The sequence below is a fragment of the Xanthomonas boreopolis genome (genome assembly GCF_046529185.1).
GTDB lineage: Bacteria > Pseudomonadota > Gammaproteobacteria > Xanthomonadales > Xanthomonadaceae > Pseudomonas_S > Pseudomonas_S boreopolis.
The window spans coordinates 2,355,242-2,367,808 of record NZ_CP097162.1; the positions used below are offsets into that span (position 1 = coordinate 2,355,242).

The window sequence follows — 12,567 nt, forward strand, 5'->3', positions numbered from 1 at the left end:
GGCGCGCGCCTTGTCTCGACGCGTCCCAGGCCGCTCCGCACTCATCCCAAAGCGCATGCCACGCTCCGGGGCCTCACCCGCGCTTGGCGCGGGCGAACGCCTCGGCCAGGGCATTGTTGGCCGGCGGCGGGGCCACGCGCGGTGGCTTGCCGTTGCCGGCCGGGCGGGCATCGCGGCGCGGCCCGCCGCGATTGTCGCGCTCGCCGCCGCCGGCGGCGCCCGGCACGTCGTCCAGGCGCCGCGTCAGCGCGATGCGCTTGCGCGCGACGTCCACCTCCAGCACCTTGACCTTGACGATGTCGCCGGCCTTGACCACGTCGCGCGGATCCTTGACGAAGCTGTCCGACAGCGCCGAGATGTGGATCAGCCCGTCCTGGTGCACGCCGATGTCGACGAAGGCGCCGAACGCGGCGACGTTGCTGACCACGCCTTCGAGCACCATGCCCGGGCGCAGGTCCTTGATGTCCTCCACGCCTTCGGCGAACTGCGCGGCCTTGAACTCCGGCCGCGGGTCGCGGCCCGGCTTCTCCAGTTCCTTGAGGATGTCGCGCACCGTCGGCAGGCCGAACTTCTCGTCGGTGAACTGCTCGGCCTTCAGCCCGCGCAGGAAACCGCCGTCGCCGAGCAGCGCCTTGATCGGCTTGCCGGTCGCGCCGACGATGCGTTCGACCACCGGATAGGCTTCCGGGTGCACCGCCGAAGCGTCCAGCGGCTCGTCGCCGTCGGCGATGCGCAGGAAGCCGGCGCATTGCTCGAAGGTCTTCTCGCCGAGCCGCGGCACCTTCAGCAGGTCCTTGCGGCGCTTGAACGGGCCGTTCTCGTCGCGGTGCCGGACGATGTTCTCGGCCACCGTCGAGGACAGGCCCGAGACCCGCGCCAGCAACGCCGCCGAGGCCGTATTGACGTACACGCCGACCGCGTTCACGCAATCCTCGACCTTGGCGTCGAGCGCCTTGGCCAGCCGGAACTGGTCGACGTCGTGCTGGTACTGGCCGACGCCGATCGCCTTCGGCTCGATCTTCACCAGCTCCGCCAGCGGGTCCTGCAGGCGCCGCGCGATCGATACCGCACCGCGCAGCGACACGTCCAGGTTGGGGAACTCGCGCGCGGCGAACTCAGACGCCGAATAGACCGACGCGCCGGCCTCGCTCACGACGATCTTCTGCAGCTTCAGCTCCGGATGGGCCTTGATCAGCTCGCCGGCCAGCTTGTCGGTCTCGCGGCTGGCGGTGCCGTTGCCGATCGCGATCAGCTCCACGCCGTGCTTCGCGCACAGCGCCTTGAGCACGGCCAGCGACTTGTCCCACTCGCGCCGCGGCTCGTGCGGATAGATCGTCTCGGTGGCGACCAGCTTGCCGGTGGCATCGACGACCGCGACCTTGCAGCCGGTACGGATGCCCGGGTCCAGGCCCAGCACCACGCGCGGCCCGGCCGGCGCCGCCAGCAGCAGGTCCTTGAGGTTGTCGCCGAACACGCCGATCGCCTCGGCCTCGGCCTTCTCGCGCGCCTGGTTGAACAGGTCGAGCATCAGGTGCATGTGCAGCTTGGCGCGCCAGGTCAGGCGGCAGGCCTGCAGCAGCCAGGCGTCGCCCGGGCGTCCCTTGTCGGCCACCCCGGCGTTGTGCGCGACCCGGCCTTCGCAGTACGCATGGCCGGCCTCGGCTTCGCTGCCCGGATCCAGGTCCAGGTGCAGCACTTCCTCGCGACGGGCGCGGAACAGCGCCAGCAGGCGGTGCGACGGGATCTTCGCCAGCGGTTCGGCATGGTCGAAGTAATCGCGGTACTTGGCGCCGGCCTCCTCCTTGCCCTCGGCCACGCGCGCGCGGATCACGCCGTTGCCGGACAGCCAGGTGCGCAGCTCGCCGACCAGCGCCGCGTCCTCGCCCCAGCGCTCCATCAGGATCGCGCGCGCGCCTTCCAGCGCCGCCTTGGCATCGGCCACGCCCTTGCCGGCATCGACGAAGCCGGCCGCGAACGCCTGCGGGTCGAGCGAAGGATCCGCCAGCAGGCCGTCCGCCAGCGGCTCCAGGCCGGCTTCCCGCGCGATCTGCGCGCGCGTGCGGCGCTTGGGCTTGTACGGGAGGTACAGGTCCTCCAGGCGCGACTTGCTGTCGGCCGCGGCGATCTCCGCGCGCAGTTCGTCGCTCAGCTTGCCCTGCTCGGCGATGCTGGCCAGGATCGCGGCGCGCCGCTCTTCCAGCTCGCGCAGATAGGTCAGGCGCACTTCCAGGTTGCGCAACTGGGTGTCGTCCAGGCCGCCGGTCGCTTCCTTGCGGTAGCGCGCGATGAACGGCACCGTGGCGCCCTCGTCCAGCAAGGCGATGGCCGCGCGGGCCTGGGCAGGCTGGGCGCCGATCTCGTCGGCGATGGTCTGGGCGATCTGCTGGGCGAGCTTGCTGTCTTGCATGGATCCTGGCCGGGGCCGTCGTGCGGGAAAGCCCGCATTCTCGCAGCGCGACCCGGAGCGGGAAACCCGTTGACAGCGGCGCGCCGACCTGCCGCTTCAGCGGCCGTAATGCCCGGCGGTGCGCTGGACCACGATGCTCTCGGCCATCGACTCCAGCGCCATCACCCGCACCTTGCCGATTTCCTCCAGCGCGAGCACGCGCTCGACGTACACCTCGCGCCCGGCCTCGCTCATCGCCACGGTCTTGCTGAAGCCATAAGGCACCACGCCCTTCTCGCCATCCTTGCTGCCACCGACGTACAGGACGATCGACATGACTCACCTACTCACTGCGATGTTCCAAAAACGAGCGGCAGCATAGACAGTCTGCCGTGAGGACCTTCTAGACGCAGGTTAACGCCGGCTGTTTGCGCATTGATGACGCGCGTGGCGATGCCGCGACGCGCGGAAAGGCCCTGCGGGCGCCCGGGGCGCATGGCCGGACGCACGTCCGCGAACGGGACCGTCCGGTTCATTCCGCGCCGGGCGAACGCCTCGATCCGGGCCACCAGCCATGGCCGTGCAGCGCATAGTGGTCGGCGGCGCGCTCGAACGGATTGCGCACGCTGACGCCGCCGCAGGCCAGGTAGACCGGCAGGAACAGCGGCCCCAGCAGCAGGTACTGGAACACGTGGGCTCGCTCGTGGTCGCCCAGCCGGATCGGAGGATGCCGGCAGCGTCCGGCATGGTGCTCGTAGGTACTGCAGCGCAGGTCCAGCGACTCGCCCTTGAGCAGGATCACGTTGCCCAGCGTGAGCGCGCCGCCCGGTCCCCAGGGCCAGCGTTCGAACACCAGCGCCAGCTCGCGCGCGCTCCAGCGCACCCGCGCGCCGCCGGCCAGGCCGACGGCGCCCAACGCCAGCCCGAGCAGGCTGTTCGGCAGCGTCCAGAGCGCGCCCAGCCATTGCAGGCCACGCAGGACCGGTTTGCGCATGCGGGCCGCGGCCTCAGTCCGCCTCGTTCGGGATCAACAGCCACAGGATCAGGTACACGAGGATGCCCGGGAAGGCCGCCGACGCGATCGAGACGATCACGTACAGCACGCGCAGCAGCGTCGGGCTCCACCCGAACCGGTGCGCGATGCCGCCGATCACGCCGGCGATCATCCGGTCGTTGACGGAACGTGAAAGCGTGCGGGCAGGCTGGCTCATGAAGTCGGCTCCATCTGCGGGTACGGGGAGAATGTAGCCGCTACGGCGAAACCGTCCCGTGACGGCGCAGGCCCTGCAGGCGTTCGCCGAACCACTCGGCGGCGGTGCGTTCCGGCTGGCCCGGGCAGGCCACCCGGTAGGCCTTCCCGCTGACGCTGCTGCGCGAAGCGGCGCGTTCGATGAACTGCTCGGGGCCGTCGACCAGGCCGCGCCGCAGCAGGTAGTCGTACTTGCGCTGCAGGTGGTCGCGCGCGGCGCCGCCGTCGTACCACTTGCCGTTGCGCTGGAAGCGGCAGCCCGAGGCGGGCAGCGCGTCCATCAGCGAACGGATCTCGCGCTGCGCCTGCGCCGGCGGCTCGGCGCCCGCCGTGCCCGTCCACGCCAGCGCGCCGAGCGCGACGATCGCCCCATAGGTGCGCCGCCGGTTCATGAGCGCTGCGCGAGCCATTGGTGGATCGCCGCCGGAACCTCGCGCTGCGCGCGGCCGGACACGTAGATGCCGATATGGCCGCCGCGGAATCCCAGCTCCGTGTAGTCGCGGGTCCCGACCCGCCCGCGCAGCGCACGCGAGGCGTCCGGCGGCACCAAGTGGTCCTGCTCGGCGTAGAGGTTGAGGATCGGCATGTCGAGCCTGCCGAGGTCGACCCTTTCCCCGCCGATCTCGATGCCGCCCTGCACCAGGCCGTTGGCCTGGTAGAACTTCTTGATGAACTCGCGGAACGCCTCGCCGGCCAGGTCCGGCGAATCGAAGATCCACTTCTCCATGCGCAGGAAATCCTCCAGCGCCTGCTTGTCGTCGAGGATGTCGAGCAATCCCACGTACTTCTGCAGGTTGAGCCGGAACGGCTTGAGCATCAGGTAGCTCGCGTTCATCAGGTCGGCCGGTACGTTGCCGATCGTGTCGACGAACAGGTCCACGTCCACCAGCCGCACCCAGTTGGACAGCATGTTGTCCGGCGTGTGGAAATCCACCGGCGTCACCATCGTGACCAGGTTGCGCACCTTGCGCCTGCGCAGCGAGGCGTAGCACAGCGAGAACGTGCCTCCCTGGCAGATGCCGAGGATGTCGATGGCCTTCGCCGCATGCGCCTCGCGCAGATGGTCCACCGCGCCGTCGATGTAACGCAGCAGGTAGTCCTCCAGGGTGAGATAGCGCTCGGAGCGGTCGGGATAGCCCCAGTCGAGCACGTACACGTCCTCGCCCAGCGCGAGCAGGCCCTTGACCAGCGAACGGTCCGCTTGCAGGTCCACCATGTACGGCCGGTTGACCAGGGCGTAGACGATCAGCAGCGGCACCTTGGAGGTCGGCGGCTTGTCGCCGACGAAGCGATAGAGCACCACCTTGCCGTCGCGCCATACCTCCTGCCGTTCGGTGGCGCCGTACTGCACGTCGTCCACGCCCGGCAGCACGCGCAGCCCTTCGAGCAGCTTGCGCTGCAGCGCGAGCGTTTCCTGCAGCAGATCGTCGGCATTGAAGCCCAGCGGGCCTTTCATCGCCGCTTCCCTCCCGGCGCGGAGCCGGCCGCCTTGCCGGGCCGGGACCGTCGCTCGGCCGGCCCGGGCCCGTCGGCGCCGCCGGCGCGCGGCGCGGCCTTGCGCGCCTTGGCCTGGGTGGCCGATGGCGCCGGCTCGTCCGCGTCGTCCGGCGCACGGTCCTTGCCGGCCGCCATGCGCCGCACCAGCCGCTCCAGCTCGGTGATGCGGCGGTGCGCGGCGTCCATCTCCGAGCGCGTCGGCATGCCCAGCCGCTCGCTGATCTGCTCCACTTCCTGCTGCAGCGCCGCGCGCAGGCGCATCTGCGCGTTGGTGAACGCGCCGTAGACGGTCCGGAACTCCTCCGACAGCGCCACCGCCGAATAGGCCTCCTCGGCCGCCTCGATCCACAGGTCGAACATCGCGCGGGCGCTGGTCAGCTGGCTGCCCGCGCCTTCGTGCTCGGCCAGCTTCGACTCGAACAGCTTGAAGGCGCGCTCGATCGCATCCTTGAGTTGCGCCGCGTAGGCCTGCGAGCGTTCCTGGTACTCCTGCTGCGCGCGCGCCAGCGCCTGCCAGCGCGCCTGGTGGTTGCGTCCCAGGCCGAAGGCCGGCATGTCCAGCCAGGGCGCACTGTCGCGCCGCCACTTCTCGATCACCCGGGCCGCTTCCTGCAACCACGGGTCGCCGCCGGGGGCGGCATCGCCGCGCGCCGCGCCCAGCGTCCACTGCATCAGCCGCTCGCCCTGGGCCTGGACCGCTTCGCGCCAGGCCTGCGCGACCTCCGCGCTCGTGGCGTCGCGCCCGGCGAAACGCGCCGCGACCTGTTGCATCGTGCCCAGCCAGTCCCCGGCCTGGTTGCGGAAGCGTTCGACAGCCTCCTGCGCCGCGGGCGAACCGTCGCCCGGCAGCAGCTGCGTCCACCAGTCCACCGCCTGCCGCCAGCCGCCGGCGTCGTCGCCGGGGGGCGACGGCTCGGCCTTCGCTTCGGCCGTGCGCGCACCGGTCTGCCTGAGCGCCTCGCCCCAGGCGCTCCAGTACTGCCGGGCCAGCGCCTCGAAATCGCTCTCGGAACCCTTGGTTGTCATCGTCGGCCTCGGTGGATCCTCGTACTGCCCATGCTAGGGCGTGTCGTGCACTTTTTCATGGAGGCGATGCAGCGGCCGTGAGGCCGGTGGCCATGCGAGCCCGGCGGCCGACATGCCGCGGGATGCGGCGCCGGCCCTACGGCTTGGGAATCCTCAGCGTCTTGCTGATCATCAGCGAACCGGACAGCGCGAACAGCAGCACCAGCGGATGCAGCTGCCACGGGCCGAGCTGCCACTGCCCCCACCACAGCGCCTCGCCGGTCCGGCCGAGCGAGGCGGCCACCGCCAGCACGATGACCAGCGCCAGGCTGGTCGGGATCGGGGTGCCCTCGAAGTACGGCACCTTGTCGTCCCCGCCGGCGATCTCCTCGGCGGTGACGTTGTAGCGCGCCAGCCGGCTCACGCCGCAGCAGACGAAATAGCTCAGCACCAGCCAATCCCAGCCGCCCTGCATGCCGCAGGCATAGGCGAGCGATGCCGGCGCCACGCCGAACGAGATCACGTCGGCCAGCGAATCGAGCTCGCGCCCCAGCGTGGATGACGACTTGCGCCAGCGCGCCACGCGGCCGTCCAGCGCATCGAAGATGAACGCCAGCGGGATCAGCGCCATGCCGAACAGCAGGTCGCCGCGGTGCCCGTCCTGCAGGAACCGCATCGCCGCGAAGATCGCCCCGGTGCCGCAGAACGCATTGGCCAGGGTGAACCAGTCGGCCAGTTGGAAATCGCGCAGCATCGAGAAATGGCGTTTCATGCGAACCTGTTCGTCGGAATCGCCGACAGGGTAGCGCGACCGGGTCCTGGCGGCGAACCTCGAACCCGTCCAAGGAGCCCCCACGATGACCACTCCGCGTTCCCTCCTGATCACCGGTGCCGGCAGCGGCATCGGCGCCGGCATCGCCCGCGAGCTGGCCCGGGCCGGGCACCACGTCGTGGCCAGCGACCTGTCGCTGGCCGCGGCCCGCCAGATCGCCGGCGAGATCGCGGCGAACGGCGGTTCCGCCGAGGCGGTGGCGCTCGACGTGACCCGCGACGCGTCGGTCGCCGAGGCCCTGGCCGGCCTCTCGCGGCCGGTGGAGGTGCTGGTCAACAACGCCGGCCTGCAGCACGTCGCCCCGCTCGAGGAATTCCCGATGGAGCAGTGGGACCTGCTGGTGCAGGTCATGCTGACCGGGGTGGCGCGCCTGACCCGGGCGGTGCTGCCGGGCATGCGCGAACGCGGCTTCGGCCGCATCGTCAACATCGGCAGCATCCACTCGCTGGTGGCCAGCCCGTACAAGAGCGCCTACGTCGCGGCCAAGCACGGGCTGGTCGGCTTTTCCAAGGCGATCGCGCTGGAAACCGCGCGCCACGACATCACCATCAACACGCTCTGCCCCAGCTACGTGCGCACCCCGCTGGTGGAAAGGCAGATCGCCGACCAGGCCCGCACCCGCGGCATCGCCGAGGACGCGGTGATCGGCGACGTCATGCTCAAGCCGATGCCGAAAGGCGTCTTCATCGAGTACGACGAGCTGGCCGGCAGCGTCGCCTTCCTGATCTCGCGCGCGGCCCGCAACATCACCGGGCAGACCCTCGCGCTGGACGGCGGCTGGACCGCGACGTAGCGCGGACGGACCGACCGCCATCCCGGTCATTTTTTCGCCACCCATCTTGACAACGTTGTCTGGCGGGGCCTGCGGGCGGTTGTCCACAGACTTGCCCAGATTTCATCCACAGGCCCTGTGGAAAACGTGAAGGCCCTCACTCCGCGACTGGCGACTTTTTCGCCAATCCTGCCAGGCGGCCTTTGCAATCAGGTGGTTGCGACGCCTATCCACAGTTTTGCCAGGCACGCGTCCACACCGGCTGTGGACAAGGCGTCACAGCCGCGAGTAGGCCCACGACAGCATCCGCCCGTCCCGGTACGGCATCACGCCATGGAACGGCCGGGGGTCGCCGTCGAACACCAGCGGCAGGAAGTGCCGGTCGCCCTCCCACATCGGCAACGCGTGCAGCCGATCGAGCTCGACCCATTCCAGCGTGCCTTCGGCGTTGGCCTCCATCGGCTCGCCCTCGAACGCATCGACCACGAACACGAAGCCCAGCCAGTCCTCGCCATGCTTGCCGAAGCCCGGCCAGTTCAGCGTGCCGCGGAAGCGCATGGCGGTGCATTCGATCCCGGCTTCCTCCAGGATCTCCCTGCGCATCCCGGCCAGCACGTCCTCTTCCGGCTCGATCTTGCCGCCGAGCCCGTTGTACTTGCCGAGGTGGTGGTCGCCCTGGCGGACGTTGCGGTGGATCATCAGGACACGCCGGCCATCCGGCGAGAGCACGTAACCGAGCGTGGCGACGATGGGGGTGTACGGCATGCGGTCGTTCCGGCGGAAAACCGCCAGTATGCCCGACCCGCCCGGCCGGCGAATCAGGCCAGCGAGGCGGGAAGCGCCAGCCCGGCGACGTCGCCGGCCGGCCGCAGCCGCGCGCGCCCGTGCCCCTGGTCGGCCAGGTATTCGAGCCACTTGCCCAGGAAGGTGTTCATGCGCATGCGGTGGCTGATCAGCTCGCGCGGCGGCGGGTACAGCCCGATCACGTCCTGCCAGCGGCGGCCGACGTAGCAGTGCGTGGTCTCGGCCTGGCGCGCGTCGCGATACACGCGCACGAACGCGGAAGGATCGGGCTCGCCGGTCAGCGGATCGCAGAAGTCGTAGGTGAGGCGAAGCTCCACCGTGTAGCGATGGCGCTCGATCACCTCCAGCCGCACGTCCAGGCCGTCGCCGACGCTGGACAGGTAGCACCCTTCCGGCAGGTCGCCGGGGGCGAACAGGCGGTTCAGGTGCACGTAGTTTTCCGCATACAGGCCCATCAGCCAGCCGAACTGGCTCAGGCGCGGGATGCGTTCGTAGCGGGCCGGGACGTTGTGCATGGGGTCGATCCTACACGCTGCACTGCGTCAACGGCAGGATTGACGCCCTGCCCCCGTGGGCCTACGGTGATCACTCGCCCCGGGCGTTTCCGGGGCGCCCGCTCAGAACATCTCGCGCTGCAGCCCGAAGGTGGTGAGCACCTTGCTGGAGATTTCCTCGATCGAGGTGTGGGTGGTGCTCAGGGTCGGGATGCGCTCGACCTGGAACATGCGCTCGGCCGCGGCCACCTCGCGGCGGCAGGTCTCCGGCGCGGAATAGCGCGAGTTCGGGCGCCGCTCCTGGCGGATCTGCTGCAGCCGTTCCGGATCGATGGTGAGCCCGAACAGTTTCCTGCGATACGGACGCAGCCGCGGCGGCAGCCGGTCGGTTTCCAGGTCCTCGTCGGTGAGCGGGTAATTGGCCGCCTTGATGCCGTAGTGCAGCGCCAGGTAGATGCAGGTCGGCGTCTTGCCCGCGCGCGAAACCGCGACCAAGATCACGTCCGCCTCGTCGTAGTTCAAGGCCACGCCGTCGTCGTGGCTGAGCGCGAAGTTCATCGCATTGATGCGGCGGTGGTAGGTCTCGAAATCGACCATGCCGTGCGCCTGGCCGACCCGCGAATGGCGGGGCGTGTTGAGCTCCCGCTCCAGCGGCTCGATGAAGGGCGCGAACACGTCCAGCATCAGCGCCCCGCTCTCGGCCAGGATCATGCTCAGGGCCGGGTCCACGCAGGAATTCACCACGATCGGGCGCACCTGGTAGCGCTCGCCGGCGGCCTGGATCCGCTGGCTGGCCTCGCGGGCCTTGTCTGCATCGTCGATGAACGACATGCGGTCGGTGACGAAGCTGAAACCGCTGAACTGGGTCAGCAGGCTGTGCCCAATGGTTTCAGCGGTGATACCGGTTCCATCGGATACGTAGAACACCGGCCGGATCGTCGACATCGGGCGAAATCTCCCTGTTGGAACGCCGGAATGCCCTGTAATCAAGCTTGTGCGGGCTCGGCTGTGCACTGCATCATAGCGGTTCTTCCTACGGACGCGGCCATGCAGCCCGGCCCATCGGGCGATGGTCAAACGGAGCATCGCGCTTGAACGAGAACATCCTGTGGTTGCATGAACTGCGCTTGGCCGACCTGGCCCGCGTGGGCGGTAAGAATTCGTCGCTCGGCGAAATGATCGGCAACCTGGCCGGCCTGGGCGTTTCGGTCCCCGGCGGCTACGCCACCACGGCCGAGGCGTTCAAGGCGTTCATTGCCTACAACGACCTGTCCAAGCGCATCTACGACAAGCTGGCCACGCTGGACGTCGAGGACGTCGCCGCGCTGACCGCCGCCGGCAAGGAAATCCGCGGCTGGGTGATCGACGCGCCGCTGCAGCCCGACCTCGACAAGGACATCCGCGACGCCTACGCCAAGCTCAGCGCCGAGAACGGCGGCGGCGACGTGGCCGTGGCGGTGCGCTCCTCGGCCACCGCCGAGGACCTGCCTGATGCCTCCTTCGCCGGCCAGCAGGAAACCTTCCTCAACGTCACCGGCGCCGACGACGTCGTGCACAAGGTCAAGGAAGTGTTCGCCTCGCTGTACAACGACCGCGCCATCGCCTACCGCGTGCACCACGGCTTCAAGCACGAGGACGTGTTCCTGTCGGCCGGCGTGCAGCTGATGGTGCGCTCGGGCGTGGGCTCCTCCGGCGTGCTGTTCACCCTGGACACCGAGTCCGGCTTCCGCGACGTGGTGTTCGTCACCTCGTCCTTCGGCCTGGGCGAAATGGTCGTGCAGGGCGCGGTCAACCCTGACGAGTTCTACGTCTACAAGCCCACCCTGCAGGCCGGCAAGCCGGCGATCCTGCGCCGCTCGCTCGGCAGCAAGGCGATCCGCATGGTGTACTCGGACGTCCCGGGCGAACGCGTCCGGGTCGAGGACACCCCGGCGGACCTGCGCGCCACCTTCTCCATCGGCGACGAGGACGTGCACGAGCTGGCCAGGCAGGCGCTGGTCATCGAGAAGCACTACGGCCGCCCGATGGACATCGAGTGGGCCAAGGACGGCGTCAGCGGCAAGCTGTTCATCGTGCAGGCGCGCCCGGAGACGGTGAAGTCGCGCAGCCACGCCACCCAGATCGAGCGCTTCGCGCTGACCGAGAAGGGCGGCAAGGTGCTGGCCGAAGGCCGCGCCGTGGGCGCCAAGATCGGCGCCGGCGTGGCCCGCGTGGTCAAGTCGCTGGACGACATGAACCGCGTGCAGCCGGGCGACGTGCTGATCGCCGACATGACCGACCCGGACTGGGAACCGGTGATGAAGCGCGCCTCGGCCATCGTCACCAACCGCGGCGGGCGCACCTGCCACGCGGCCATCATCGCCCGCGAGCTGGGCGTGCCGGCCGTGGTCGGCTCGGGCAACGCCACCCAGGTGATCGAGGATGGCCAGCTGGTCACCGTCAGCTGCGCCGAAGGCGACACCGGCTTCATCTACGAGGGCAAGCTCGGCTTCGAGCGCGCGACCACCGACCTGGGCAACATGCCGCCGGCGCCGCTGAAGATCATGATGAACGTGGCCAACCCGGAGCGTGCCTTCGACTTCGGCCAGCTGCCGAACGCCGGCATCGGCCTGGCCCGCCTGGAAATGATCATCGCCAGCCACATCGGCATCCACCCGAACGCGCTGCTGGAATACGACCGCCAGGACGCGGCGACCAAGAAGAAGATCGACGAGAAGATCGCCGGCTACGGCGACCCGGTCGGCTTCTACGTGAACCGCCTGGCCGAGGGCATCGCCACCCTCACCGCCTCGGTCGCGCCTAACCCGGTGATCGTGCGCCTTTCGGACTTCAAGTCCAACGAGTACGCCAACCTGATCGGCGGCAGCAACTACGAGCCGCACGAAGAGAACCCGATGATCGGCTTCCGCGGCGCCAGCCGCTACGTCGACCCGAGCTTCGCCGCCGCCTTCGCGCTGGAGTGCAAGGCCGTGCTGCGCGTGCGCAACGAGATGGGCCTGGACAACCTCTGGGTCATGATCCCGTTCGTGCGCACCCTGGAAGAAGGCCGCAAGGTGATCGAGGTGCTGGCCCAGAACGGCCTGAAGCAGGGCGAGAACGGCCTGAAGATCATCATGATGTGCGAGGTGCCGTCCAACGCGCTGCTCGCCGACGAGTTCCTGGAGATCTTCGACGGCTTCTCGATCGGCTCCAACGACCTGACCCAGCTGAGCCTGGGCCTGGACCGCGACTCGTCGATCGTCGCCCACCTGTTCGACGAGCGTAACCCGGCGGTGAAGAAGCTGCTGTCGATGGCGATCAAGTCGGCGCGCGCCAAGGGCAAGTACGTCGGCATCTGCGGCCAGGGCCCGTCCGACCATCCGGACCTGGCCGAGTGGCTGATGCAGGAAGGCATCGAGTCGGTGTCGCTGAACCCAGACACCGTGGTCGATACCTGGCTGCGCCTGGCCAAGCGCAAGGCCAGCGCCTGATACCGCCTCCGTCACGCCACGGTCGCTAGATTGGCCGCACGCAAGCCCCGCCATGCGG

12 protein-coding genes and 1 pseudogene are annotated in these 12,567 nt (G+C 69.4%); 2 read left to right on the plus strand and 11 right to left on the minus strand.

The window, feature by feature from the left end:
- Positions 1-73: 73 nt before the first annotated feature.
- The 8 genes and pseudogenes from M3M27_RS10420 to M3M27_RS10455 form a co-directional block, all read right to left on the minus strand.
- Positions 74-2,407 carry a Tex family protein gene (locus tag M3M27_RS10420; protein WP_434025650.1) on the minus strand — a complete coding sequence of 778 codons (2,334 nt, stop codon included), beginning with the start codon at positions 2,405-2,407 and terminating at the stop codon, positions 74-76.
- Positions 2,408-2,503: 96 nt separating this feature from the next.
- Positions 2,504-2,722: a hypothetical protein gene (locus M3M27_RS10425; protein ID WP_140721134.1), complete on the minus strand. Its 219-nt coding sequence runs from the start codon at positions 2,720-2,722 to the stop codon at positions 2,504-2,506.
- 196 nt (positions 2,723-2,918) lie between these two features.
- On the minus strand, positions 2,919-3,365 hold the full coding sequence (locus M3M27_RS10430) for a hypothetical protein (RefSeq protein ID WP_177497678.1): 447 nt from the start codon (positions 3,363-3,365) through the stop codon (positions 2,919-2,921).
- 28 nt (positions 3,366-3,393) lie between these two features.
- Positions 3,394-3,597 carry a PspC domain-containing protein gene (locus tag M3M27_RS10435; protein WP_140721126.1) on the minus strand — a complete coding sequence of 68 codons (204 nt, stop codon included), beginning with the start codon at positions 3,595-3,597 and terminating at the stop codon, positions 3,394-3,396.
- Positions 3,598-3,637: 40 nt separating this feature from the next.
- Positions 3,638-4,027 carry a DUF5329 domain-containing protein gene (locus M3M27_RS10440; protein ID WP_434025651.1) on the minus strand — a complete coding sequence of 130 codons (390 nt, stop codon included), beginning with the start codon at positions 4,025-4,027 and terminating at the stop codon, positions 3,638-3,640.
- Positions 4,024-5,091 (minus strand): class III poly(R)-hydroxyalkanoic acid synthase subunit PhaC, encoded by a 1,068-nt coding sequence (locus M3M27_RS10445; RefSeq protein WP_434025652.1) that lies wholly within the window; start codon positions 5,089-5,091, stop codon positions 4,024-4,026. The genes M3M27_RS10440 and M3M27_RS10445 overlap by 4 nt, the downstream gene beginning before the upstream one ends.
- 5 nt (positions 5,092-5,096) lie before the next feature.
- Positions 5,097-6,158: pseudogene (gene phaE / locus M3M27_RS10450) on the minus strand (class III poly(R)-hydroxyalkanoic acid synthase subunit PhaE); the annotation flags it as partial.
- A 136-nt stretch (positions 6,159-6,294) separates the two neighbouring features.
- Positions 6,295-6,909, minus strand: coding sequence for a CDP-alcohol phosphatidyltransferase family protein (locus tag M3M27_RS10455; RefSeq protein ID WP_177497633.1), 615 nt, complete (start codon positions 6,907-6,909; stop codon positions 6,295-6,297).
- An 85-nt stretch (positions 6,910-6,994) separates the two neighbouring features.
- On the opposite strand from M3M27_RS10455, the gene M3M27_RS10460 reads away from it, so the two are divergent.
- Positions 6,995-7,762 (plus strand): 3-hydroxybutyrate dehydrogenase, encoded by a 768-nt coding sequence (locus M3M27_RS10460; RefSeq protein WP_434025653.1) that lies wholly within the window; start codon positions 6,995-6,997, stop codon positions 7,760-7,762.
- Between the two features lie 255 nt (positions 7,763-8,017).
- Here M3M27_RS10460 and M3M27_RS10465 read toward each other — a convergent pair whose 3' ends face one another.
- From M3M27_RS10465 to ppsR, 3 genes are all read right to left on the minus strand, one after another.
- Positions 8,018-8,506 (minus strand): NUDIX hydrolase, encoded by a 489-nt coding sequence (locus M3M27_RS10465; RefSeq protein WP_434025654.1) that lies wholly within the window; start codon positions 8,504-8,506, stop codon positions 8,018-8,020.
- Positions 8,507-8,559: 53 nt separating this feature from the next.
- The gene (locus M3M27_RS10470) at positions 8,560-9,060 is read right to left on the minus strand and encodes a DUF1249 domain-containing protein (RefSeq protein ID WP_140721111.1); all 501 of its coding nucleotides are present in this window, start codon (positions 9,058-9,060) and stop codon (positions 8,560-8,562) included.
- Between the two features lie 102 nt (positions 9,061-9,162).
- Positions 9,163-9,984 carry a posphoenolpyruvate synthetase regulatory kinase/phosphorylase PpsR gene (gene ppsR / locus M3M27_RS10475; protein WP_140721108.1) on the minus strand — a complete coding sequence of 274 codons (822 nt, stop codon included), beginning with the start codon at positions 9,982-9,984 and terminating at the stop codon, positions 9,163-9,165.
- A 146-nt stretch (positions 9,985-10,130) separates the two neighbouring features.
- Between ppsR and ppsA the strand changes: the two genes are divergently transcribed.
- Entirely contained in the window at positions 10,131-12,509 is a 2,379-nt protein-coding gene (ppsA, locus tag M3M27_RS10480; RefSeq protein ID WP_434025655.1) for a phosphoenolpyruvate synthase, read from the plus strand.
- Positions 12,510-12,567 lie beyond the last annotated feature (58 nt).